Origin of the sequence: Streptomyces flavofungini (assembly GCF_014650815.1) — a bacterium.
GTDB lineage: Bacteria > Actinomycetota > Actinomycetes > Streptomycetales > Streptomycetaceae > Streptomyces > Streptomyces flavofungini.
Window position 1 is genome coordinate 68,833 of the sequence record NZ_BMVR01000010.1, and the last position, 23,939, is coordinate 92,771.

Annotated in this window: 22 protein-coding genes; 13 read left to right on the plus strand and 9 right to left on the minus strand. The window is 72.7% G+C overall.

The annotated features are described in order from the left end of the window. Positions 1-62: 62 nt before the first annotated feature. Positions 63-1,028, minus strand: a complete 966-nt coding sequence (locus IE274_RS25560) for an FAD-dependent oxidoreductase (RefSeq protein WP_190118233.1) — start codon at positions 1,026-1,028, stop codon at positions 63-65. Between the two features lie 66 nt (positions 1,029-1,094). Between IE274_RS25560 and IE274_RS25565 the strand changes: the two genes are divergently transcribed. Next, the gene (locus IE274_RS25565) at positions 1,095-2,171 is read left to right on the plus strand and encodes an oxidoreductase (RefSeq protein ID WP_190118234.1); all 1,077 of its coding nucleotides are present in this window, start codon (positions 1,095-1,097) and stop codon (positions 2,169-2,171) included. A gap of 106 nt (positions 2,172-2,277) precedes the next feature. After that, positions 2,278-3,921: an ABC-F family ATP-binding cassette domain-containing protein gene (locus tag IE274_RS25570; RefSeq protein ID WP_190118235.1), complete on the plus strand. Its 1,644-nt coding sequence runs from the start codon at positions 2,278-2,280 to the stop codon at positions 3,919-3,921. Between the two features lie 362 nt (positions 3,922-4,283). Here the strand turns inward: IE274_RS25570 and IE274_RS25580 are convergent, their stop codons facing one another. The 3 genes from IE274_RS25580 to IE274_RS25590 form a co-directional block, all read right to left on the minus strand. Further along, positions 4,284-6,701, minus strand: a complete 2,418-nt coding sequence (locus tag IE274_RS25580) for a Tex family protein (RefSeq protein WP_190118237.1) — start codon at positions 6,699-6,701, stop codon at positions 4,284-4,286. Positions 6,702-6,789: 88 nt separating this feature from the next. After that, positions 6,790-6,933, minus strand: a complete 144-nt coding sequence (locus tag IE274_RS25585; protein WP_190118238.1) for an LPFR motif small protein — start codon at positions 6,931-6,933, stop codon at positions 6,790-6,792. A gap of 102 nt (positions 6,934-7,035) precedes the next feature. Continuing rightward, complete coding sequence (locus IE274_RS25590) at positions 7,036-7,929, minus strand: SCO6745 family protein (RefSeq protein ID WP_190118239.1); 894 nt, start codon at positions 7,927-7,929, stop codon at positions 7,036-7,038. A gap of 193 nt (positions 7,930-8,122) precedes the next feature. On the opposite strand from IE274_RS25590, the gene IE274_RS25595 reads away from it, so the two are divergent. Together IE274_RS25595 and IE274_RS25600 are read left to right on the plus strand one after the other, a co-directional pair. Next, on the plus strand, positions 8,123-9,112 hold the full coding sequence (locus IE274_RS25595) for a GlxA family transcriptional regulator (RefSeq protein WP_190118240.1): 990 nt from the start codon (positions 8,123-8,125) through the stop codon (positions 9,110-9,112). Between the two features lie 92 nt (positions 9,113-9,204). Further along, the gene (locus tag IE274_RS25600; protein WP_190118241.1) at positions 9,205-9,858 is read left to right on the plus strand and encodes a DJ-1/PfpI family protein; all 654 of its coding nucleotides are present in this window, start codon (positions 9,205-9,207) and stop codon (positions 9,856-9,858) included. On the opposite strand, the gene IE274_RS25605 is transcribed toward IE274_RS25600, so the two are convergent. Continuing rightward, on the minus strand, positions 9,827-10,639 hold the full coding sequence (locus tag IE274_RS25605; RefSeq protein ID WP_190118242.1) for an enoyl-CoA hydratase/isomerase family protein: 813 nt from the start codon (positions 10,637-10,639) through the stop codon (positions 9,827-9,829). The genes IE274_RS25600 and IE274_RS25605 overlap by 32 nt on opposite strands. Before the next feature lie 74 nt (positions 10,640-10,713). Between IE274_RS25605 and IE274_RS25610 the strand changes: the two genes are divergently transcribed. Both IE274_RS25610 and IE274_RS25615 read left to right on the plus strand, forming a co-directional pair. Beyond that, on the plus strand, positions 10,714-11,412 hold the full coding sequence (locus IE274_RS25610; protein WP_190118243.1) for an HdeD family acid-resistance protein: 699 nt from the start codon (positions 10,714-10,716) through the stop codon (positions 11,410-11,412). A 129-nt stretch (positions 11,413-11,541) separates the two neighbouring features. Beyond that, positions 11,542-12,018 (plus strand): ATP-binding protein, encoded by a 477-nt coding sequence (locus tag IE274_RS25615; protein WP_190118411.1) that lies wholly within the window; start codon positions 11,542-11,544, stop codon positions 12,016-12,018. A gap of 59 nt (positions 12,019-12,077) precedes the next feature. Here the strand turns inward: IE274_RS25615 and idi are convergent, their stop codons facing one another. The 4 genes from idi to galE all read right to left on the minus strand — a co-directional run bounded on the left by idi (position 12,078) and on the right by galE (position 16,501). Beyond that, positions 12,078-12,671 (minus strand): isopentenyl-diphosphate Delta-isomerase, encoded by a 594-nt coding sequence (idi, locus tag IE274_RS25620; RefSeq protein WP_190118244.1) that lies wholly within the window; start codon positions 12,669-12,671, stop codon positions 12,078-12,080. Between the two features lie 158 nt (positions 12,672-12,829). Further along, positions 12,830-14,125, minus strand: coding sequence for a bifunctional class I SAM-dependent methyltransferase/N-acetyltransferase (locus IE274_RS25625; RefSeq protein WP_190118245.1), 1,296 nt, complete (start codon positions 14,123-14,125; stop codon positions 12,830-12,832). A 291-nt stretch (positions 14,126-14,416) separates the two neighbouring features. Next, positions 14,417-15,349 (minus strand): cation diffusion facilitator family transporter, encoded by a 933-nt coding sequence (locus tag IE274_RS25630; RefSeq protein WP_190118246.1) that lies wholly within the window; start codon positions 15,347-15,349, stop codon positions 14,417-14,419. Positions 15,350-15,520: 171 nt separating this feature from the next. Then, positions 15,521-16,501 (minus strand): UDP-glucose 4-epimerase GalE, encoded by a 981-nt coding sequence (gene galE / locus IE274_RS25635; protein ID WP_190118247.1) that lies wholly within the window; start codon positions 16,499-16,501, stop codon positions 15,521-15,523. Between the two features lie 255 nt (positions 16,502-16,756). Here galE and IE274_RS25640 point away from each other — a divergent pair, with 255 nt between their 5' ends. The 7 genes from IE274_RS25640 (at position 16,757) to IE274_RS25670 (ending at position 23,897) form a co-directional block, all read left to right on the plus strand. After that, positions 16,757-18,616, plus strand: a complete 1,860-nt coding sequence (locus tag IE274_RS25640) for a DUF5941 domain-containing protein (RefSeq protein WP_190118412.1) — start codon at positions 16,757-16,759, stop codon at positions 18,614-18,616. Beyond that, positions 18,613-19,365 (plus strand): phosphocholine cytidylyltransferase family protein, encoded by a 753-nt coding sequence (locus IE274_RS25645; protein WP_190118248.1) that lies wholly within the window; start codon positions 18,613-18,615, stop codon positions 19,363-19,365. Before IE274_RS25640 ends, IE274_RS25645 begins: the two co-directional genes overlap by 4 nt. Then, positions 19,353-20,417 (plus strand): iron-containing alcohol dehydrogenase family protein, encoded by a 1,065-nt coding sequence (locus IE274_RS25650; protein WP_190118249.1) that lies wholly within the window; start codon positions 19,353-19,355, stop codon positions 20,415-20,417. The genes IE274_RS25645 and IE274_RS25650 overlap by 13 nt, the downstream gene beginning before the upstream one ends. Next, entirely contained in the window at positions 20,395-21,174 is a 780-nt protein-coding gene (locus IE274_RS25655; protein WP_078619253.1) for a CDP-alcohol phosphatidyltransferase family protein, read from the plus strand. Before IE274_RS25650 ends, IE274_RS25655 begins: the two co-directional genes overlap by 23 nt. A 71-nt stretch (positions 21,175-21,245) precedes the next feature. Continuing rightward, positions 21,246-22,091, plus strand: coding sequence for a glycosyltransferase family 2 protein (locus IE274_RS25660; protein ID WP_190118413.1), 846 nt, complete (start codon positions 21,246-21,248; stop codon positions 22,089-22,091). 98 nt (positions 22,092-22,189) lie between these two features. After that, on the plus strand, positions 22,190-23,119 hold the full coding sequence (locus IE274_RS25665; protein WP_190118250.1) for an ABC transporter permease: 930 nt from the start codon (positions 22,190-22,192) through the stop codon (positions 23,117-23,119). Next, the gene (locus tag IE274_RS25670) at positions 23,112-23,897 is read left to right on the plus strand and encodes an ABC transporter ATP-binding protein (protein WP_190118251.1); all 786 of its coding nucleotides are present in this window, start codon (positions 23,112-23,114) and stop codon (positions 23,895-23,897) included. Before IE274_RS25665 ends, IE274_RS25670 begins: the two co-directional genes overlap by 8 nt. Positions 23,898-23,939: the final 42 nt, after the last annotated feature.

The window sequence follows — 23,939 nt, forward strand, 5'->3', positions numbered from 1 at the left end:
CTGTCAGGACACCGGTTCCCGCAGCGCCGGCAGGGGCAGCGGCGCCCGTGCCGGTGGTCGTCTCAGGTGGCGGCTTCCGCCACGAGCCGCGCCGCCTCCTCGGCGCAGCCCCACGCCACGGTCACCCCGGCCCCGCCGTGCCCGTAGTTGTGCACGAGCACCCGCCCGCCGTCCCGCGCCTCGCGCTCGAGCCGCACCGGCGAGCGCGCGGGCCGCAGCCCCACCCGATGCCCGACGACCCGCGCCGTCGCGACCTCCGGCCGCACCCGCGCGCACCGCTCGACGATCTCCGCCGCCACCGCCGGATCGGGCTCCAGGGACCAGTCGCCGTCGTCGGCCGTCCCGCCGAGCACCAGATGCCCGGGCTGCGGCAGGAGGTACGTCAGGGTCGCCGACGCGGCGTCAGCGGCTGTGAACCAGGTACGGATCCCGGGGTTCTCCACGAGCACCAGCTGCCCCCGCACGGGCCGCACCCCGTCTCCCGGTACGAGGTGCCGGGCGCCGAGCCCCGAACAGTTGACGACGCAGGGGGCCGCGCCGAGCGCCTCGTCGAGGCTCCGCACCGTCCGCTCCTCGACCGTGCCGCCCGCCGCGAGCAGCCGCTCCCGCAGCCACGCCAGATGCGTCGGCATGTCGATCAGCGGCAGCCGCGCCCACAGCCCGCCGCCCGCGTACTCCTCGGGCGTCGCCGGGCGCAGTCCCCGCACCCGCGCGGCCCACGGCCCGAGGCTGTCCAAGTGGATCTTGGCGTGTACGCCCTCGACCATGCGTACGCCCGTATGTTCCGGGTCGGCGGCCAACTCCTCGTACACCTCAAGGGAGCGCACCGACCACGCGCCGACGAGCGCCTCGGGCTCTATGCGGTACGGCCACCACAGGCCGCCCGCAACCGCCGAGGTCGTGCGCTCGGCCGGGTCCCGGGTCCAGACCCGGACGCGGCGGCCGCGCTCCGCGAGCACCACGGCGGTGCTGAGGCCGATGACCCCGCCGCCCACGATCGTCACGTCTGCCCTGCCGGTCCCACCCATCCCGGAAACGTAGCGGAATGGCGCATGCCGTGCTCAGACCCCGTACCTGGTGGGGATACTCACAGCATGTCTGCCGAGTATGCGACCTTCGGCCTGGCACCGGCGATGCGCGCCGGTGGAGTTCTCGCAGGCGGTGACTATCAAGTGCACCGCGAATTCGTCGACTTCATCGTGAACGGCCGCCCGCTGCTGTTCCAGCTCTCCGACCTCGACGCCGTGTCCCCGCTGGCGTCCGACATCCCCCCGGCGATCTTCACGACGCATGTGCGCCGACTCCTCCTGGAGGCCGAGGCCCCGCTGCTGGACGGCCGGTACGTGATCTACGGCTGTCCGGAGTGCGAGGGCCTCGAGTGCGGTGCGGTGACGGCGGTCATCGAGCGCACGCGGGACAGCGCCGGGGGCTCGGGGGCGGGCGCCGAGTCCGGCGACGACGCCGACGTGAGCGGCGGCGGTGACGACTATGTGTGGCGCGACTTCGCCTGGCAGACCTCCGACCGGGCCGACCTGGAGCTGAACGGCTACCACGGCATAGGGCCGTTCCGCTTCCGCGGCGGCGAGTACCGCGCGGAGCTGGGGCGGCTGCTGGACGGGGCCGCGCCGGGGGCCGGGCGGCGGGTGCTGCTCATCGGGGCCCGGGTGGCGCTGAACGCCAAGCTCGCGGCGGCGCTGCGCACCATCGGCATCGGCGCGGAGATCGCGGCGGACGCGACGGGGGTACCCGCGGAGGAGCTGCGGACCTACGGGGCGGTGGCGTTCGCGCGCGAGGTGCCCGCGCGGACCCGGGACGGGGTGCGGGCGTCCTTCGAGGGCGCGGGCGTCGACGTCGCGTACGTGGACGGCCTCGCGCCCATCGTCCCGCTGCTCGTCGCCCAGATCGAGTACGCCCTCGACCGCAGCCCGCTGGCCCAGCGCCGCCTGACCCGGCTCTCGGTGGCCGGGGACAGCGTGGTCACCGAGGTCACCTCCACCTGCCGGGTGCGGCTCACCGTCTACCGGCTCGACCGCCTCTACCGCACCCGCGTCCACGAAGTCCTCGACGAGGTCCTGGAACCCGGCGAGCACCGGGTGGCCCTGCCGGGCAGGGCCCGCCATGTGGTGGCGCGGACGCCGGACAGCGTGCTGGTGTCGTCGGCTTCGGAGTGAGGGGCCGCGGCCCGGTGGCACGACGCCCCGCAGCCGCGACGCGCCCGCCCGTGCTCCCGGGGCCACCCCACCGCGCCCCGCCCCCGCGCATTAGGCTCAGGGCCTGATGAACGCCACTCTTGTCGCGAAAGACCTCGCCGCCGGCCACGGCGACCGCACCCTCTTCGAGGGCCTGGACCTCGTCGTCGCCCCCGGCGACGTCATCGGCCTGGTGGGCGCCAACGGCGCCGGGAAGTCCACGCTGCTCCGCCTCCTCGCGGGCCTGGACACCCCGGACGCCGGCCGGCTCAGCCTGTCCCCGCCGACGGCCTCGGTCGGCCACCTGCCCCAGGAGCCCGACCGCCGCCCGGGCGAGACCATCCAGGAGTTCCTGGCCCGCCGCACCGGCGTCACCGCCGCGCAGGCCGCCATGGACGAGGCCACCGAGGCCCTCGTGGCGGGCGCGCCCGGCGCCGACGACGCGTACGCGCTCAGCCTGGAGCGCTGGCTCGCCCTCGGCGGCGCCGACCTGGACGAACGCGCCGAGGAAGTGGCCGATTCGCTCGGCCTCGGCGTGCGCCTCGACCACCCGATGACGGCGTTGTCCGGCGGCCAGGCGGCGCGCGCGGGCCTCGCCTCGCTGCTGCTGTCCCGGTACGACGTGTTCCTGCTCGACGAGCCCACCAACGACCTGGACCTGGCGGGCCTGGACCGCCTGGAGGCGTTCGTGCGGGGCCTGCGCGCGGGCACGGTCGTGGTGAGCCACGACCGCGAGTTCCTGACGCGCACGGTCACGAAGGTGCTTGAACTCGACCTGGCCCAGCAGGAGATCAACCTCTACGGCGGCGGGTACGAGGCGTATCTGGAGGAGCGCGAGGTCGCCCGCAGGCACGCCCGGGACGACTACGAGGAGTACGCCGACAAGCGCGCCGCCCTCCAGGACCGCGCCCAGATGCAGCGGACCTGGATGGACAAGGGCGTGAAGAACGCCCGTCGCAAGGCCACCGACAGCGACAAGCTCGGGCGCAAGTTCCGCAGCGAGGCCAGCGAGAAGCAGGCGGCGAAGGCGCGCCAGACCCAGCGCATGATCGAGCGCCTGGACGTCGTCGACGAGCCGCGCAAGGAGTGGCAGCTCCGGATGGAGATCGCCGCGGCGCCGCGCTCCGGCTCGGTCGTGGCCACGTTGCGCGGGGCGGTCGTTCGCCGCGGCTCGTTCGCGCTCGGCCCCGTCGACCTCCAGCTCGACTGGGCCGACCGCGTCGCCATCACCGGCGCCAACGGCTCGGGCAAGTCGACGCTCCTGGCCGCCCTGCTCGGCCGCGCCCCCGTGGACGAGGGGCACGCGGCGCTCGGCTCGGGGGTCGTCGTGGGCGAGGTGGACCAGGCGCGCGCCCTGTTCCACGGTGCGGAGTCGCTGCTCGACGCGTTCCGGGCGGCGGTGCCGGACACCGACCCGGCGGAAGTCCGCACGCTCCTCGCCAAGTTCGGCCTGAAGGCCGACCACGTGCTGCGCCCCGCGGTGACCCTGTCACCGGGCGAACGCACCCGCGCCGCCCTGGCCCTCCTCCAGGGCCGAGGCGTCAACCTCCTGGTCCTGGACGAGCCCACCAACCACCTGGACCTGCCCGCCATCGAACAACTGGAGTCGGCCCTCGACTCCTACACCGGCACGCTCCTCCTGGTCACCCACGACCGCCGCATGCTCGACGCGGTCAACGTGACGCGCCGCTTGGAGGTGTCGGAGGGCAAGGTGACGGAACCGGCCCGCTGACGGCCACGACGGCCACGACGGCCACGACGGCCACGACGGCCACGACGGCCACGACGGCCACGACGGCCACGACGGCCACGACGGCCACGACGGCCACGACGGCCACGACGGCCTGACGGCCACGACGGCCTGACGGCCACGACGGCCTGACGGCCACGACGGCCTGACGGCCACGACGGCCTGACGGCCACGACGGCCTGACGGCCACGACGGCCTGGGGGCTGTCGCGTCGGTGCCGGCGTCGGTGTCGGCCACAGCCCGGCGGCCGCCGCTGCCGATCTGACGGCTCGTCGCGGTGGCAGCCACCCGCAGGCGGCTGCCACCGTGACCTCTGTTCGTCCGGGCGCCCGGTGCCCCGCGCGTCAGCGCTGCTTGGGGTCCACCAGACCCGCGCGCCGCAGGGCCTCCGCCATCGCGTCGTTCGCGGGCGGCGGGGCCTGCCGCTGCTGCCGTTGCTGGGGTCGGCCGCCACGGCCGGCCTGGTCCCGACCGCCGCCGCCCTGGCTCTGCTTGGCGCCGCCCCGGCCGCGCTCGCCGCGCTGCTGCGGGGGACGCCCGCCGCGCTCCTTGCGGCCGCCGGGCGCGGAGGCGTCCTGCGGGGCGGCCTCGTCGTCGAGGCGCAGGGTCAACGAGATCCGCTTGCGCGGCACGTCGATGTCGAGGACCTTCACCTTGACGATGTCGCCGGGCTTCACCACGTCCCGCGGGTCCTTGACGAAGGTCTTGGACATCGCCGACACGTGCACGAGGCCGTCCTGGTGGACGCCGACGTCGACGAACGCGCCGAACGCGGCGACGTTCGTGACGACGCCTTCGAGGACCATGCCGGAGGTGAGGTCGGAGATCTTCTCGACGCCGTCCTTGAAGGTCGCCGTCTTGAAGGCGGGACGCGGGTCGCGCCCGGGCTTCTCCAGCTCCTTGAGGATGTCCGTGACGGTCGGCAGACCGAAGAGGTCGTCGACGAAGTCGGCGGGCCGCAGGGACCGCAGCGTGGCCGTGTCACCGATCAGCGAACCGACGGCACCGCCCGCGGTGCCCGCCATCCGCCGCACCACGGGGTACGCCTCGGGGTGCACGCTGGACGCGTCGAGCGGGTCGTCGCCGCCGAGGATGCGCAGGAAGCCCGCGCACTGCTCGTACGCCTTCGGGCCGAGGCGGGGCACGTCCTTGAGGCCCTTGCGGCTCGTGAACGGGCCGTTCGCGTCGCGGTGCGACACGATGTTCTCGGCGAGGCCGGAGCCGATGCCGGAGACCCGGGCGAGCAGCGGCGCGGACGCCGTGTTCACGTCCACGCCGACGCCGTTCACACAGTCCTCGACGACCGCGTCGAGGGAGCGGGACAGCTTCACCTCGGACAGGTCGTGCTGGTACTGCCCGACGCCGATCGACTTCGGGTCGATCTTCACCAGCTCGGCGAGCGGGTCCTGAAGGCGCCGGGCGATCGACACCGCGCCGCGCAGCGACACATCGAGGTCCGGCAGCTCCTGCGAGGCGAACGCCGACGCCGAGTACACCGACGCGCCCGCCTCGGACACCATCACCTTCGTGAGCTTCAACTCGGGGTGCTTGGCGATGAGTTCACCGGCGAGCTTGTCCGTCTCGCGGGACGCCGTGCCGTTGCCGATCGCGACCAGGTCGACGTCGTGCTCCTTGGCGAGCCGCGCGAGGGCGGCCAGGGCCTTGTCCCACTTGTTCGCCGGGACGTGCGGGTGGATCGTGTCGGTCGCCACGACCTTGCCGGTGGCGTCCACGACGGCGACCTTCACACCCGTACGGAAACCGGGGTCCAGGCCCAGCGTCGCGCGCGTGCCCGCGGGGGCGGCGAGCAGCAGGTCGCGCAGGTTCGCGGCGAACACCCGCACCGCCTCGTCCTCGGCGGCCGTGCGCAGGCGCAGCCGCAGGTCGATGCCGAGGTGCACCAGGACACGGGTGCGCCAGGCCCAGCGCACTGTGTCCGTCAGCCACTTGTCGGCGGCCCGGCCGCGGTCGGCGATCCCGAAGCGCTGGGCGATCGAGCCCTCGTACGAGGACGGGCCCTCGGTGGCCTCCTCCGGCTCCAGGACCAGGTCGAGCGCCTCCTCCTTCTCGCCGCGCAGCATCGCGAGGATCCGGTGCGAGGGCAGCTCCGTGAACGGCTCGGCGAAGTCGAAGTAGTCGGCGAACTTCGCGCCCGCCTCCTCCTTGCCGTCGCGCACCTTCGCGGCGAGGCGACCGCGCACCCACATGCGCTCGCGCAGTTCGCCGATGAGGTCGGCGTCCTCGGAGAACCGCTCGGTGAGAATGGCGCGGGCGCCGTCCAGGGCGGCCTGCGGGTCGGCGACGCCCTTGTCCGCGTCGACGAACGCGGCGGCCGCGGCCTGCGGCTCCACCGTCGGGTCCCCGAGCAGCCCCTCGGCCAGCGGCTCCAGACCGGCCTCGCGGGCGATCTGCGCCTTGGTCCGCCGCTTCGGCTTGAACGGCAGGTAGATGTCCTCCAGGCGGGCCTTCGTGTCGGCCTCGCGGATCCGGGCCGCCAGCTCGTCCGTGAGCTTGCCCTGCTCGCGCACCGAGTCGAGGATGGCGCTCCGCCGCTCCTCCAGCTCCCGCAGATAGCGCAGCCGTTCCTCGAGCGTGCGCAACTGCGCGTCGTCGAGCATCTCGGTGGCTTCCTTGCGGTAGCGCGCGATGAAGGGCACCGTCGACCCGCCGTCGAGCAGGTCCACGGCGGCCTTCACCTGCCGCTCCCGCACGCCGAGTTCTTCGGCGATCCTGCCTTCGATGGACGCTGGGGTGGTCGTCACGTTCCGGTACCGCCTTCTCACTGGGGTTGCGCGCCAATTGTGGCAGGTGGCACCGACAGTGAGGCAGTCAGACCCGGGGGCGCGGCCGTCAGACCCGGCGGGTCCGGCGCGGCCGGCGTCCGGAACGGGAGGCTCCGGAGAACAGCCGGGCCAGCGCCCGGAACGGCAGCGTGACCACCGTGGCGATCGCTCCGCCGATCTGTCGCAGCACGTCTGCTATGGCTCGGAACACGAGGATTCTCCTTCCGTCTCCCGGCCCTCGGCGGGGAAGCCCCCTCGGGGCCGGGTGACGCGCGAGTACCCCCGGCCCCGGGGCCCATGCTGCGGGAGCCGCTCAGCCCTTGCCGAGCAGATCGGCGGGGAACGCCCCCGCCTCCAGCGCCGCCCCGGCGAAGACCGTGCCCAGTTCCGTGAGCCGCTCCACGTCCGCCGCGCCGAGGTGCTCGTAGGGCGCCCGGTCGAGCCGGTCCGTGCGCTCCTCGACCTGCCCCCGCAAGGCGACGCCGGACTCGGTCAGTTCGCCCTCGGCGTCCACGAGGCCGCGCCCGCGCAGCCGCTCGACGGCCGCGTCCCAGTCCTCCTGGGTCCAGCCCCGGGTGTTGAGGTTCCACGTGGGCGTCATGCTCTTGCCCGTCGCGGTGTGGCTCACCAGCGCCTCCACCGGGTCGAGTTCGGCGTCCAGGAGCGCGGCCAGGTGGCCGTCGCCGCGATGCTCGCGCAGCAGCGTCGCCGCGTGCCAGTAGGCCAGGTGCGGCTCGGCGGGCACGGGCAGGGCGGCGTGCGCGGCGTACAGCGGGCGGCCGCTCGGCGAGCAGGCCTCGGTGGCCCGCAGGGCGAGGCGGGCCGCCTCCGCCATCTCCGGGGACGCGAGGGCCTCGTCCCCGAGGAGCCGGCGCAGTGTGGTGTCGACGGCGCGGAGACGGGCGGCGAGGACGTCCTCGGGGGCTGCGGTGCGCCAGATCTCCGGCACGAACCGGGCGACCGTGTCCGGCTGGTAGTTGTAGAACGTGGCCGTGACGGTGCCCGCGCCCACGGCCCCCAGCGCCGCCGCCCGGATGGCGAAGTTGACGGCCTTCGGGTGGGTGATGCCGAGCGCGGCCAGCTCGCGGCCCACGTCCGGGGAGAAGTAGTGCGTGGTGTGGAGGGCGTTGAGCACGTTGTGGCAGCGCCGTCCCGCGCGCGGGTGCAGCGCCGCGCCGACCGGTGCGGAGGTCGTCGAAGAGGTCATGGCCCACACGTTACCGACTGGTCGGTATGAGGTGAAGGGTTTCCCGGCGACGTACGGGACCTCCCCGGGCTCCGACGCCGGGCAGGCATGCGGACCGGGCACCGGCGACAGCTGCCCATGGCGGAAAAGGATGGCAGAAAAGGTGGGCTGCCCGTCATTGCGGCCATCCCGTCGTACCCCAAGAATCGTGGGTATGGAGCAGCGAACCGTCCTGATCGTCCTCTTCGACGGCGTCCAGAGCCTCGACGTCACCGGCCCCGCCGAGGTGTTCACGGGCGCGAGCCACCACCACCCCGACGCGCCGCCGTACCGGGTGCGCACCGCCTCCCTCGACGGCGCCCCCGTGCGGACGTCGAGCGGGCTCACGCTGGTCCCGGACTCCTCGCTCGCGGAGTACGCGGGACGTTCCGGCGCTCCGGTGCCGCACACCGTCCTGGTGCCCGGCGGCGCGGGCACCCGCGAGGAGGACGCGGCACTGGTCGACTGGCTCCGGGCGCACGCCCCGCACGCCGAGCGCCTGATCTCGGTCTGCACCGGGGCCGCCCTGCTGGCCCGCGCGGGCCTGCTCGACGGCCGCCGCGCGACGACCCACTGGGCGTACTGCGCCACACTCGCCCGGGACCACCCGGAGATCGACGTGGACCCGGGCCCCATCTACGTACGGGACGGACACGTCTCGACCTCGGCGGGCGTGACGGCGGGCATCGACCTGGCGCTCGCCCTCGTCGAGGAGGACCTGGGCCGGGACACGGCGCTGATCATCGCGCGCTACCTCGTCGTGTTCCTGCGCCGCCCGGGCAACCAGGCGCAGTTCAGCGCCCAGCTGTCGGCGCAGACGGCCCGCCGGGAGCCGCTGCGCGAGGTCCAGCAGTGGATCACCGAGCACCCCGAGGGCGATCTGAGCGTGGAGTCCCTGGCGGAGCGCGCCCGGCTCTCGCCCCGGCACTTCGCCCGCGCCTTCCAGGCGGAGACCGGCATGACCCCCGGCAAGTACGTCGACCGGGTCCGCGTCGAGCACGCCAGGCGCCTCCTGGAGGACACCTCCGACGGCGTCGAGGAGGTCTCGCGCGCCTGCGGCTACGGCACCCCGGAGGCCATGCGCCGCGCCTTCGTCAAGGCGCTCGGCACGGCACCGGCCGAGTACCGCCGCCGCTTCCACACCCCCCTGACCGTCGCGGTGTGAGCCACGCGCCCACCCGGCACCCGTGACCGCGCACCGGTCCCGCCGCACCACCGCACACCGTCATCCGACCCGCCTTCCCGAGGAGTGCCCGCATGCAGATCGCCATCGCCCTGTACGAACGCTTCACCGCGCTCGACGCCGTCGGCCCGTTCCAGACGCTCGCCGGACTCCCGGACGCCGAGGTCGTCTTCGTGGCCGAGCAGGCCGGGCCCGTGCACGACGACACCGGCCACCTCACCCTCGTCGCTGAGAAGACCTTCGACGAGGTGTCGAGCCCGGACATCGTGGTGGTGCCCGGCGGCCCCGGCCAGAGCGACCAGATGGAGAACGAGGCGCTGCTCGGCTGGCTGCGCACCGCCGACGCCACCAGCACCTGGACGACGTCCGTGTGCACGGGCTCCCTGGCGCTCGCCGCCGCGGGGCTCCTGGAGGGCCGCCAGGCGACCTCGCACTGGCTGGCCCTGGAGGAGCTGGACAAGGTCGGCGTGCGGTCGACGGGGCAGCGGGTGGTGTTCGACGGGAAGTACGTCACGGCGGCCGGGGTGTCGTCCGGCATCGACATGGGTCTCGCGCTCGTCGGCCGGATCGCGGGTGAGGAACGCGCCCAGGCCGTCCAGCTGATGATGGAGTACGACCCGCAGCCGCCCTACGACGCCGGCTCGCCGGAGAAGGCGCCCGCCCACCTCGTCGAGATGTTCCGCGACCTCAACCGGTTCAGCGACGAGGAGCAGGAGCAGCCGGCGTAGCCGGACCCGGCGGCGGAGTCCAGGCGAAGCGCGGCTGCCTGCGCTCCAGGAAGGCGGCGACACCCTCGGCGGTGTCGCCGCTGCCGCGCATCTGCCCGGCCCAGTAGGCCTCCCGCGCGACCCCGGCGTCGGGGCCGTCCGAACCGGCGGTCACGGACGCGAACTCCTTCGCCGCCGCCTGCGTGAGCAGCGACCGCGAGGCCAGGATCCGCGTGAACTCCTTGACCCGCGCGTCCAGGTCCCCGGCGGGCAGCACCTCGTCCACGAGCCCGCTCCGCAGCGCCCGCCCGGTGTCGACGGACTCGCCGGAGAACAGCAGGTACTTGGCGGTCGAGGGCCCCACGAGCGCCACCAGGCGGCGCGTCGTCGACGCCGGGTAGACGATGCCGAGCTTCGCCGGGGTGATCGCGAACACCGCGCCCTCGTCGGCGAACCGCAGATCGCAGGCCGCCGCCAACTGGCAGCCGCCGCCCACGCAGTACCCGCGCACCGCCGCGAGCGTCGGCTTGGGGAAGGCCGCGAGGGCCTCCTCGGCCCGCACCGCGAGCTCCTGCGCGCGCGCCGGTTCCGTGCGCAGCGAGGAGATGTCGGCGCCCGCGCAGAACGTGTCCCCGGCGCCGGTCAGGACCAGCGCCCGTACGGCGGAATCGGCGGCGAGCGCCGCGAGCAGCGGCGGCAGCGAGCGCCACATGTCCGCCGTCATGGCGTTGCGCTTGGCCGGATGGTCGATGACGACGGTGGCGACGCCGTCGGCGACGGCGTGCCTCAGCTGCGGCTCCATGCGCCGGATGCTATCCGCACCCACCGAACGTACGATCAAGAAGGGGCGGCGTCGCACAGCGGACGGAGGCCCTCATGATGCTCGGCGGAACACACAAACGGGCAGGTCAGGACGGTGCCGACAGTACCGGCATCACGGATGAAGGAGCCCGCCTGCAGCGCAGCTTCGGCTGGCTCGCCGTGCTCGGCGCGATCCTCGTCCTCGGCGGGCTCATCGGCATCGTGTACGTCGGCGTGGCCACGCTCACCTCGATGCTGCTGTTCGGCTGGCTGCTCCTGGTGGGCGGCCTGGTGGCGCTGCTGCACGCGGTGCAGTCGCGCGGCACGAACTTCTTCTGGCTCGGGGTGGTGGTCGCCGCGCTGAACCTCGCGGCGGGCGTCGTCGTCATCCGCAGGCCCGATGTGGCCGCGGAGGCGCTGACGATGTTCGCGGCGCTGCTCTTCCTGACCGGTGGTGTGTTCCGGCTCGTCGGCAGCCTGGTGGTGCGTGGCCCGCAGATGGCGGTGACGCTGCTGCAGGGTGCCTTCGGTGTGCTGCTCGGCGTGCTCGTGCTCGGCGACTGGCCGCACAGCAGCCAGTACGTCATCGGCTGCTTCTTCTCGCTCGCGCTGCTCTTCGACGGCCTCGGCCTGATCGCGACGGCCGTCGGCGGCCGACGCCTGATCAGCATGGTCTCGGAGCGCGTCGGCGGCGCGGGCGGGACCCCGCAAGCCGTACAAGCTGAAGAACCCTCGAAGGCGGAACAAGAAGGGCAGGAGCAGTCGCGCAACTGACGACGGCACGCGGGGGCGATCAATTCCCGTCGATAGTCGCTGACTTCTGGTCAGTAGCGCGGTACGGACCAGCGCGTTACCAACACTCGACGTGTGGTGACAACCGAGCGCGAGGGCGGGGACCGGGCGATGGGCAACGACGGGAGAGGGCCGGACCCGCTCCCCGGGGGAGGTGGGCGCGTGCCGTACGAGGGCGTGTGGCGGTTCACCGCCCCCGCCGTCGACGCCTCGGTGCCCCAGGCACGGCACGCGGTGCGCGATCTGCTCGCGCGCCAGGGAGTGCCGGCATCGGACGACCTGGTGCAGGGGCTGCTCCTGATCGTCTCCGAACTGGTCACCAACGCCGTACGGCACGCGGCGCTGCTGTCGCCGATGCTCGCCGTGGAGGTCGCGGTGGGCGCGGAGTGGGTGCGGGTATCCGTGGAGGACAACCACCCCTACCGCCCGACGGCGCTGGAGGCCGACCACGGCCAGACCGGCGGCCGGGGGCTGCTCCTGGTCCGTGAGATCGCCCGCGAGGCGGGCGGCGCCTGCGACGTCGCGCACACGGCCAGCGGGGGCAAGGTCATCTGGGCGGCCTTGCCCCTGAAACCCAACGGGATCTGAGGTCCGAGGGGGGGCGGAGCGCCCGGGGGAGCCCGGCGAGGTCCGGCGGTGCCCGCGGACTACCAGCCCGCGCCCGGCCCTGTCAGCTCCTTGATCGCGGGCCGCGCCGCGTCCAGGACGGTCATGAACCACGCGGAGAACGGCCCCTTCGCGTGCCGCTCCGCCAGCTCCCCGGCGGTCACGAACGCCGTCCCGCCCACCTCGGTGGGGTCCGGACGCAGGTCGGCCTGCACCATGCCCACGAAGAGGTGGTTGAACTCCTGCTCCACCAGGCCCGACTCCGGGTCCGGGTGGTTGTAGCGCACCGTGCCTGCCTCGGCGAGCAGTGACGGCGAGACGCCCAGCTCCTCGTAGGTGCGCCGGGCGGCGGCCGCGAACGGTGCCTCGCCCGGGTACGGGTGCCCGCAGCAGGTGTTCGACCAGACGCCGGGGGAGTGGTACTTGCCGAGCGCCCGCTGCTGGAGCAGCAGCCGCCCCTGCTCGTCGAAGAGGAAGACGGAGAACGCCCGGTGCAACTGCCCGGGCGCCTGGTGAGCGGCCAGCTTCTCCGCCGTGCCGATCGTCCTGCCGTCCTCGTCGACGAGTTCCAGCAAGATAGTTTCTCCGGCGCCGTTCGACGAGCTGTTCGCCGCGGTGGCAGGTGTGATCGGCATACCCATCCTTCGCTTCGGTCTCGGATGGTCAAGTCTGCCGTACGACGGGGGCACTCCCGGCACTCCGGGGGCCCCGCATGTCCCGTCCCCGACCGTGGGAACGGGACACGCGGATCGCGCCGCGGCGCCCCCGGCGTCCGGCCGGGGGCGCGCCGGGATCAGACCCCGAAGGCCGCCGGATAGGCGATCGTGCCTGACGGGACGGGCTTGCCGCCGTCACCTGTACCGGGCCGTGCCAGGACGAGCGCCATCATCGCCTCGTCCGGCACCTCGAAACTTGGCCGGATCCCGTACCCCGAGGCCGGGGTGAACCCGAACCGCGGGTAGTAGTCCGGGTGCCCGAGCACCAGGACCAGTTGCTCGCCACGGGTGCGCGCGGCGTGCAGCACGGCGCGCACGACGGCCGAACCGGCGCCCGTTCCCTGGTACGCCGGTAGTACGGCCACGGGCGCCAGGCACAGGGCCGGGGCGCCGTCCACGTGGCAGCGGGTGATCAGGGCGTGCGCCACGACCTCCCCGCCCGCGCCGTCGGCGCTGTCCGTGCCCGGCGCCTCGGCGACCACCGAGAGCCCGTCGAGCCACGCCCCGGGGTCCGCGCGGAGTGCGTCCACGAGGTCGGCCTCCGCCTCCGTCTCGAAGGCGGCGGCGTGCACGGCGTGCACGGCCGCGCGGTCGGCGCCGGACGCCGACTCGGGCCGGGTGCGCCAGCCGTCGCCCGCCGGGCGCAGGGCGTAGCCGGTGTAACCGAACTCCGCCCCGTGCTCCCGCCGCATGGCGATCTCGGCGCGGGTGCCGGCCAGGGCCTCGGCCATGCCGGGCGCCCCGGGGTCGGCCGCGTCGGCGCGGGCGCCGAGCGGACCGTAGTACTCGTCCCAGTCGGACTCCGGCTGGGACACGGTGCCGAGCACCGCGTACCCGGCCGCGAGGGCCGCGCGCGTGTTCTCCTCGGTGGTGCGCAGCGGATAGTGCTGCTCCCAGAAGGCGCGCGCCGCCCCGGACGGGGCGTCGGTCGTCCACTCGCACTCGGTGACGACGAGCGTCCCGCCGGGGGCGAGCAGCCGCCGCCAGCTGTCGAGGGCGGTGTCGAAGCCGATGCAGTAGACCGAGCTCTCGGCCCAGATCAGGTCGAACGAACCGTCCGGGTAGGGCAGTTCGCCCATGTCGGCCTGGACGGTGCGCACGGAGTCGGCGAGCCCGCGGGCGTCCGCCGCCGCGCGCAGCTCGGTGAGGAACGGCTCGTGCAGATCGACGGCCGTGACCTCGGCTCCGGCCTCGGCGGCCAGGAGCAGCGCGGAGCGGCCGGGGCCGGAGCCCAGGTCGAGGACGCGCGGACGGGCGGGCAGCTCACCGGCGAGGGCGAGCAGCTTGCGGGTGGTGGCGTCGGAGCCGGGACCCTGCCGGGGCAGGCCGTGGTGCAGGGTGAAGAAGGCGTTGGTGATCGCGTTCTGAGTCAACGGAGTAAACCCTTGAATGAGTGGGCCCGGCCGTGACACGGATGACGTACGCGCAAGGCATACGTGACGTACGTGCGAGAGGCGACGTACGGAAGGTCAGGCGTGGGCCCGGAAAGTGGGGACAGACGTGTCGCCGCGCAGGGCAGCGCCAGCCACGACAGTCATCAACCCACCTCTTTCACTTCCGTAAGGTCCTGGCCAGGGTAGCACTGTCCGTGATCGGGAGTCCCGCCCGTGCCTGCTCGGCCTGTACGTGACCAGGCCGTACGTGGCCACGCGTCCGGTCGTACGTCAGTGGCACAGCCCCGGCTCGTGCTCCGCGTGGCCGCCCGGCTCCAGCTGGAACGTGCAGTGCTCGACGTCGAAGTGGTCGCCCAGGCAGAGCTGCAGCTCGTGCAGCATCTTCTCGTGGCCGATGGCGGTCAGCGCCTCGGAGCTGACGACGACGTGCGCCGAGAGCACCGGCATCCCCGACGTGATCGTCCAGGCGTGCAGGTCGTGCACGTCCTCCACGCCGGGCAGGGCCAGCATGTGGGCGCGGACCTCGGCCATGTCGACGCCCTTGGGCGCCGATTCGAGCAGGACGTTCAGGGTCTCCCGCAGCAGCTTCCAGGTGCGCGGGACGATCATGAGCCCGATGACGATGGAGGCGATGGGGTCGGCGGCCTGCCAGCCGGTGAGCAGGATGAGGGCGGCCGAGACGAGCACCGCGACCGAGCCCAGCGCGTCCGCGAGGACCTCCAGGAAGGCGCCGCGCACATTGAGACTGTCCTTCTGGCCGCCCATCAGCAGGGCCAGCGAGACCAGGTTCGCGAGCAGGCCGATCAGGCCGAAGACCATGGTCAGGCCGCCCTCGGTCGCGGCGGGCGTGACGAACCGTTGCACCGCCTCGTACAGGACGTACCCGCCGACGCCGAAGAGCAGCAGACAGTTGGCGAGCGCCGCCAGGATCTCGGCGCGGGCGTAGCCGAAGGTGCGGTTCTCGCTCGGCGGGCGGTTCGCGAAGTGGATGGCGAGCAGCGCCATGCTGAGGCCCAGCGCGTCCGTCGCCATGTGCGTCGCATCCGCGATCAGCGCGAGGGAGTCGGCGACGATGCCGCCGACGATCTCCACCACCATGACGGTGAGCGTGATGGACAGCGCGATGCGCAGGCGCCCCTTGTGGGCGGCCGTGGCCGTGCCCCGCGCGGGCGGTGCGTGGCCGTGGTCGTGTCCTGCCCCCATGGCGCGGTCCTCCGTCGTCGTCGGTCGTCGCCCTGATCCGGACGCGACCTTCAGTCAACTACGGGTGGGGGGTATGCGCAACACGCTCTTGGGAACCGTTGTCATATGCTCTGACCTGCGGAAACACTCCGCAGGTCAGAGCCTTGAAGGTGACTTTGCGGGACGCTACGACTAGCCGCGCACGGCCTCCGGGTGGCGCAGGCACCAGCCCGCCCACGCCGACTCCACCATCTCGCGCACCCCGAGCCGGGCGCTGAAGCCCAGCGCCTTCGCGGCCAGGCGTACGTCCGCCACGGCGCGCGGCGCGTCACCCGCCCGGCGCGGTTCGAGGAGGGGCTCGCGCGTGTCCCCGGTGACCTCCGCGATCACGGTGAGGAGTTCGCGTACGGAAACGCCCTCGCCGCGGCCGATGTTCACCGTCAGATCGCTGCCCGGCTCGGCGGGCCTGCGGGCGGCGGCGAGATGGGCCTCGGCGAGGTCGCCGACGTGGATGTAGTCCCGCACACAGGTGCCGTCGGGCGTGGGGTGATCGGTGCCGAAGACGCGCGGGGCCTCGCCGCGGGTGAGGCGGTCGAAGACCATCGGGACCACGTTGAAGACACCGGTGTCCGCCAGCTCCGGGCTGGCGGAGCCCGCCACGTTGAAGTACCGCAGGCACGTCGTGGTCAGCCCGTGGGCCCGTCCGGCCGCCCGCACCAGCCACTCACCGGCCAGCTTCGTCTCGCCGTAGGGGCTGACCGGCGCGCAGGGCGTGTCCTCGGCGACCAGGTCGGCGTCCGGCGGGTTGCCGTAGACGGCCGCCGACGACGAGAAGACGAACCGCTTCACCCCGGCGTCCACCACCGCTTCGAGGAGCGTCGTCAGGCCCCCGACGTTCTCCCGGTAGTAGCGCAGCGGCTGCTCCACCGATTCGCCGACCTGCTTGCGGGCGGCGAGATGCACGACCCCCGTCACCGCGTGCTCGGCGAACACCCGCCGCAGCAGGCCCCCGTCGAGCGAAGTGCCCCGTACCAGTGGAATGTCCGACGGCAGCCGCTCCGGCACACCCGAGGAGACGTCGTCCAGGACGACCACCCGCTCACCCGCACCGGCCATGACCCGCGCCACATGCGCCCCGATATATCCCGCTCCACCTGTGATCATCCATGTCATGGGCGTCCACCTTAGGCTGGCTTGGTCGGTTGTGGACCCCACGGTTTGTGGCCGCGGGCCGCTTTCGACCATGATGATCGCGGCGGTCGAGAACCACGCAGACCGCGCTGATCGGGGCGTGAACGGGCGGTGAACGCCCGCTTCCATTCATCCGATAGCCTCTGCCGACATGCCGCCCGGCCGCCTCGCTGCCCGGGTGCCCCCGTCACGCACGTGCCCGCGCGAGCCGCGCCGGGAATCAAGGAGTGAGTTCGTCTGTCGACCGCCATCCTCACCGGCCGGCCGGTGCCCGGTTCGCCGCTCGAAGGCGATCTGCGGTCCCTGGGCTTCGACGTGCGGACCGCCCCCGAGGCGGCGTCCCCGGAAGAGCTCGAGGCCCTGCTGCGTGACCTGCCCGCCACCGAGCGCGTCGCCCTCGTCGACAGCCGCTTCGTCGGCCACGTCCACGCCCTGCGCCTCGGCCTGACCGACCCGCGCTTCCCGGTGTCCGCCGTGCCCGGCGCCATGACCGCGCAGGCGTCGGCGCGCCGGGAGCTGACGGCCGCGCTGCGCACGGCAGTTGGGGCCGCCGGGGCTGTCGAGGCCGCTGCCGCCGAGGCCACCGCCGACGGCGGCCGCGCGTCCGTGGCGGTCGCCTCCGACGCCGTGCCCGACCGCGTCGCCGCCGCCGTCGAGGCCTCCGGCACCGACGTGCACCGGCCCGAACTCGGCACCCTCGTCGCGGCCCTGCCCGGCGACCCCGAGTCCCGCAACTCCGCCCGCCAGGCCGTCGCCGCCGTCGACGACGAGGCCGTCCGCCTGCGCGGCGCCGTGAAGGCCCGCGACGGCTTCTTCACGACCTACTGCATCAGCCCGTACTCGCGCTACCTCGCCCGCTGGTGCGCCCGCCGGGGCCTCACCCCGAACCAGGTCACCACCGCCTCCCTGCTGGTGGCGGTGATCGCGGCCGGCTGCGCGGCGACCGGCACCCGCGGCGGCTTCGTCGCCGCCGGCGTGCTGCTCCTGTTCTCCTTCGTCCTGGACTGCACGGACGGCCAGCTCGCCCGCTACTCGCTGCAGTACTCCACGCTCGGCGCCTGGCTCGACGCGACCTTCGACCGCGCCAAGGAGTACGCGTACTACGCGGGCCTCGCGCTCGGCGCCGCCCGCGGCGGCGACGATGTGTGGGCGCTCGCGCTCGGCGCGATGGTCCTGCAGACCTGCCGGCACGTCGTGGACTTCTCCTTCAACGAGGCGAACCACGACGCCACCGGCAACACCAGCCCCACCGCCGCCCTCTCCGACAAGCTCGACAGCGTCGGCTGGACGGTCTGGCTGCGCCGCATGATCGTGCTGCCCATCGGCGAACGCTGGGCCCTGATCGCCGTGCTCACCGCCGTCAGCACGCCCCGCATCACCCTGGTCGTCCTGCTCATCGGCTGCGGCCTCGCCGCCTGCTACACCACGGCAGGGCGCGTGCTGCGCTCGCTGACCCGCAAGGCGACCCGCACCGACCGCGCCACGGCGGCGCTCGCCGACCTCGCCGACAACGGCCCGCTCGCGTCCGCCTTCGCCGCGCTGCGGCTGCGCCTGCCGCTGCCCGCGCCCGCCGTCGCCTTCGCCGGCGGCGCCGCGGTGGTCTGCGCGGCCCTCTTCAGCTCCTACGGCAGCCCGTGGGTGGTGGTCGGCGCCGTGGTGTACGTCATCGCGTCCGGACTCGCCCTCGGCCGCCCCCTCAAGGGCGCCCTCGACTGGCTGGTGCCGCCGTTCTTCCGGGTCGCGGAGTACGGCACCGTACTGGTGCTGGCGGCCAAAGCCGATGTGAACGGAAGCCTTCCCGCGGCTTTCGGCCTGGTGGCCGCGGTCGCCTACCATCACTACGACACGGTGTACCGCATCAAGGGCGGCACCGGCGCGCCCCCGCGCTGGCTGGTGCGGGCGATCGGCGGCCAAGAGGGCAGGACCCTGGCGGTCGCGCTGGCCGCCTTCGCACTGCACGACACAGATTTCACCGTCGCGCTCACGGCTCTCGCCGTGGCCGTGGCACTCGTGGTGCTCATCGAGAGCATCCGCTTCTGGGTGACCGCTCACATGCGTGGCGCACCCGCCGTACACGATGAAGGAGAACCCGCATGATCGGCCTCGTCCTGGCTGCCGGCGCCGGCCGGCGCCTGCGTCCCTACACCGAAACGCTGCCCAAGGCGCTGGTGCCCGTCGTGGGCGAGGGAACCGAGAATGAGCTGGCCGTCCTCGACCTCACCCTGAAGAACTTCGCCGAGATCGGCCTGACCGAGGTCGCGATCATCGTCGGCTACAAGAAGGAAGCCGTCTACGACCGCAAGGCGGCCCTGGAGGCGAAGTACGGCCTCAAGCTGACGCTCATCGACAACGACAAGGCCGAGGAGTGGAACAACGCCTACTCCCTGTGGTGCGGCCGTGACGCCATCAAGCACGACGTGATCCTCGCCAACGGCGACACCGTGCACCCGGTCTCCGTCGAGAAGACGCTGCTCGCCGCCCGCGGCGACGGCAAGAAGATCATCCTGGCCCTCGACACGGTGAAGCAGCTCGCCGACGAGGAGATGAAGGTCGTCGTGGACCCCGAGAAGGGCGTCCAGAAGATCACCAAGCTGATGGACCCGGCCGAGGCCACCGGTGAGTACATCGGCGTCACCCTCATCGAGGGCTCCGCCGCCGACGAGCTCGCCGACGCCCTGAAGACCACCTTCGAGCGCGACCCCGACCTCTACTACGAGGACGGCTACCAGGAGCTCGTCAACCGCGGCTTCAAGGTCGACGTGGCGCCGATCGGCGACGTCACGTGGGTCGAGATCGACAACCACGACGACCTCGCCAAGGGGCGTGAAATCGCGTGCCAGTACTGACGAGGCTCATCCCCTCGCCGGTCGTCGTCGACATCCGGGCAGGGGCGTTGAACGACCTGGCCGGTGTCCTCGCCGACCAGCGGATCTGCTCGTCGACCGGCAAGCTCGCCATCGCCATCAGCGGCGGCTCCGGCGCGGTGCTGCGCAAGCGGCTCGCGCCGTCGCTGCCGAGCGCTGAATGGTTCGAGGTGGGCGGCGGCACCCTCGATGACGCCATCAAGCTCGCCGAGGCCATGAAGAAGGGCCGCTACGACGCGGTCGTCGGCCTCGGCGGCGGCAAGATCATCGACTGCGCCAAGTTCGCCGCGGCGCGCGTCGGTCTGCCGCTGGTCGCCGTCGCGACGAACCTGTCGCACGACGGTCTGTGCTCGCCCGTCGCGACGCTCGACAACGACGCGGGCCGCGGCTCCTACGGCGTGCCGAACCCGATCGCGGTCGTCATCGACCTCGACGTCATCCGCGAGGCCCCGGTCCGCTTCGTGCGCTCCGGCATCGGCGACGCCCTGTCCAACATCTCCGCGATCCGGGACTGGGAGCTGGCCGCCCGCGAGCGCGGCGAGGACATCGACGGCCTGGCCGCCGCGATGGCCCGCCAGGCCGGCGAGGCGGTCCTGCGCCACCCCGGCGGCGTCGGCGACGACGGCTTCCTGCAGGTACTCGCCGAGGGCCTGGTCCTCACCGGCATCGCCATGTCCGTCTCGGGCGACTCCCGCCCGGCGTCCGGCGCCTGCCACGAGATCAACCACGCCTTCGACCTGCTCTTCCCCAAGCGCGCCGCGAGCCACGGCGAGCAGTGCGGCCTCGGCGCCGCCTTCGCGATGTACCTGCGCGGTGCCCGCGAGGAGTCGGCGTACATGGCGGAGGTCCTGCGCCGCCACGGCCTGCCGGTCCTGCCCGAGGAGATCGGCTTCACCGTGGACGAGTTCGTCCAGGTCGTCGAGTACGCGCCGCAGACCCGGCCGGGCCGCTACACGATCCTCGAGCACCTCAATCTGAACACCGACCAGATCAAGGACGCATACGCCGACTATGCCAAGGCCATCGGTAGCTGAACTCCGGCCCGTCGTTCACCCCGCGGGGGTGAAGGACCGGCGCAGCGGTGAGCACTGGGCGGGACGCATGTACATGCGGGAGATCTCGCTGCGCTGCGACCGCTACCTGGTGAACACCAGGATCACGCCCAATCAGCTGACCTACCTGATGACCGTCGCGGGCGTCCTCGCCGCCCCGGCCCTCCTGGTGCCGGGGATCTGGGGCGCGGTGCTCGGCGTCGTCGCGGTCCAGCTCTATCTGCTGCTCGACTGCGTCGACGGCGAGATCGCCCGCTGGCGCAAGCAGTACTCGATGTCCGGGGTGTACCTGGACCGGGTCGGCGCCTATCTGTGCGACGCGGCGGTGCTGGTCGGCTTCGGCCTGCGCGCCGCCGACCTGTGGGGCTCGGGCCGCATCGACTGGCTGTGGGCCTTCCTCGGCACCCTGGCCGCCCTCGGCGCCATCCTGATCAAGGCCGAGACCGACCTCGTCGCGGTCGCCCGCCATCAGCAGGGCATGGCTCCCGTCCAGGAGTCGGCGGCCGAGCCGCGCGCCGCCGGCATGGCCCTGGCACGCAAGGCCGCGGCCGCGCTGAAGTTCCACCGGCTGATCCTCGGCATCGAGGCGTCGCTGCTGATCCTGGTCCTCGCGATCGTGGACTCGGTCAGGGGAGACCTGTTCTTCTCCCGTGTCGGGGTCGCCGTGCTCGCGGGCATCGCGCTCCTGCAGACCCTGCTGCACCTCGTGTCCATCCTCGTGTCGAGCAGGCTGAAGTGAGTACACCGAGCCCCGCCGGTACACCGGGGACGTCGACCGCGCCGCTCAAGGTCGGCGCGGTCGTCATCACCATGGGCAACCGCCCCCAGGAGCTGCGCGCCCTGCTCGACTCGGTCGCCAAGCAGGACGGCGACCGGGTCGAGGTGGTCGTCGTCGGCAACGGCGCCCCCGTGCCGGACGTGCCCGCGGGCGTGCGCACCATAGAACTGCCCGAGAACCTGGGCATCCCGGGCGGGCGCAACGTGGGCATCGAGGCCTTCGGCCCGGGCGGCACCGACGTCGACATCCTGCTGTTCCTCGACGACGACGGGCTGCTCGCGCACACCGACACCGCCGAGCTGTGCCGCGCGGCCTTCGCGGCGGACCCCGAGCTCGGCATCATCAGCTTCCGCATCGCCGACCCGGACACCGGCATCACCCAGCGCCGCCACGTGCCGCGCCTGCGCGCCTCGGACCCGATGCGCTCCTCGCGCGTGACGACGTTCCTCGGCGGCGCCAACGCCGTGCGCACCGAGGTCCTGAAGGAGGTCGGCGGCCTGCCGGACGCCTTCTTCTACGCCCACGAGGAGACGGACCTCGCCTGGCGCGCCCTGGACGCGGGCTGGATGATCGACTACCGCGCGGACATGGTGCTCTTCCACCCCACCACGGCCCCCTCCCGGCACGCGGTCTACCACCGCATGGTGGCCCGCAACCGCGTCTGGCTGGCCCGCCGCAACCTGCCCGCCCTCCTGGTGCCCGTGTACCTCGGCGTCTGGCTCCTGCTGACCCTCGCCCGGCGCCCCTCGCGGCCCGCCCTGAAGGCCTGGTTCGGCGGTTTCAAGGAGGGCTGGACCAGCCCGAGCGGACCTCGCCGCCCCATGAAGTGGCGTACGGTGTGGCGCCTGACCCGGCTGGGCCGACCTCCTGTGATCTGACAAGCTCGGGTCTGAGAACATTCGGGCCGTATTCCGGTCCCTGGCCCCCCAGGCCTACGCCCGACCGGCCGTGCATCTGAAGACGAAAGTTTCCCCTCGTGAGTGAGACAACGCAGGACGGTGGAGTCGCGGTGACCGCGCCACCGTCGCCCGACGACGGGCTGTCCCCCGCAGAGCTGGCGGCCAAGTACGGCCTGTCCGTCAGCGGCGCCCGTCCGGGTCTTTTCGAGTACGTCAGCCAGCTCTGGGGGCGGCGCCACTTCATCCTCGCCTTCTCACAGGCGAAGCTCACCGCCCAGTACAGCCAGGCCAAGCTCGGCCAGCTCTGGCAGGTGGCGACACCGCTGCTCAACGCGCTCGTCTACTTCCTCATCTTCGGCCTGATCCTCAAGGCCGACCGGGGCATGTCCCGGGAGGTGTACATCCCGTTCCTCGTGACAGGCGTCTTCGTCTTCACCTTCACGCAGAGCTCGGTGATGGCGGGCGTACGGGCGATCTCGGGCAACCTCGGCCTGGTGCGCGCGCTGCACTTCCCGCGCGCCTCGCTGCCCGTCTCCTTCTCGCTGCAGCAGCTCCAGCAGCTGCTGTTCTCGATGATCGTGCTGTTCGTGGTGGCGGTCGGCTTCGGCAGCTATCCGAAGCTGTCCTGGCTGTTGATCCTGCCGGTGCTCGCGCTGCAGTTCCTCTTCAACACCGGGCTCGCGCTGGTCATGGCGCGGCTCGGCAGCAAGACCCCCGACCTCGCGCAGCTGATGCCGTTCGTGATGCGCACCTGGATGTACGCGTCCGGCGTGATGTTCTCCATCCCGGTGATGCTCAAGGAGCACCCGGCGTGGATCGGCGACATCCTCCAGTGGAACCCGGCCGCCATCTACATGGACCTGATGCGCTTCGCGCTCATCGACGGCTACGGCTCCGAGAACCTGCCGCCGCACGTCTGGGCGGTCGCGGCCGGCTGGGCCGTGCTCGTCGCCGTGGGCGGCTTCGTGTACTTCTGGAAGGCGGAGGAGCGGTACGGCCGTGGCTGACGACAAGAGCGCCGACCGGGCGCACATCCCCACCGTCATCGCGGACGAGCTGCACATCGTCTACCGCGTCAACGGCGCCAAGACGGGCAAGGGCAGCGCCACCTCCGCGCTGAGCCGCATCATCAAGCGCGGCGAGGAGCGCGGCGTGCGCAAGGTGCACGCCGTCCGCGGGGTCAGCTTCACCGCCTACCGCGGCGAGGCGATCGGCCTCATCGGGTCCAACGGCTCCGGCAAGTCCACCCTGCTGCGGGCCATCGCGGGCCTGCTCCCGGCCGAGAAGGGCAAGGTCTACACCGACGGCCAGCCCTCGCTCCTCGGGGTGAACGCGGCCCTCATGAACGATCTGACCGGCGAGCGCAACGTCATCCTCGGCGGGCTCGCGATGGGCATGAGCCGTGAGCAGATCAGGGAGCGCTACCAGGACATCGTCGACTTCTCCGGCATCAACGAGAAGGGCGACTTCATCACCCTGCCGATGCGCACCTACTCCTCCGGCATGGCCGCCCGCCTGCGGTTCTCCATCGCGGCGGCCAAGGACCACGACGTGCTGATGATCGACGAGGCGCTGGCCACCGGCGACCGCAAGTTCCAGAAGCGCTCCGAGGCCCGCATCCGCGAGCTGCGCAAGGAAGCGGGCTCGGTCTTCCTGGTCAGCCACAACAACAAGTCGATCCGTGACACCTGCGACCGCGTGCTCTGGCTGGAGCGGGGCGAGCTGCGGATGGACGGACCGACCGACGAGGTCATCAAGGAGTACGAGAAGTTCACCGGCAAGTAGCCGAATGGCCGCACGCGCGCGGCGGCCGAACGGGTCAGGGCT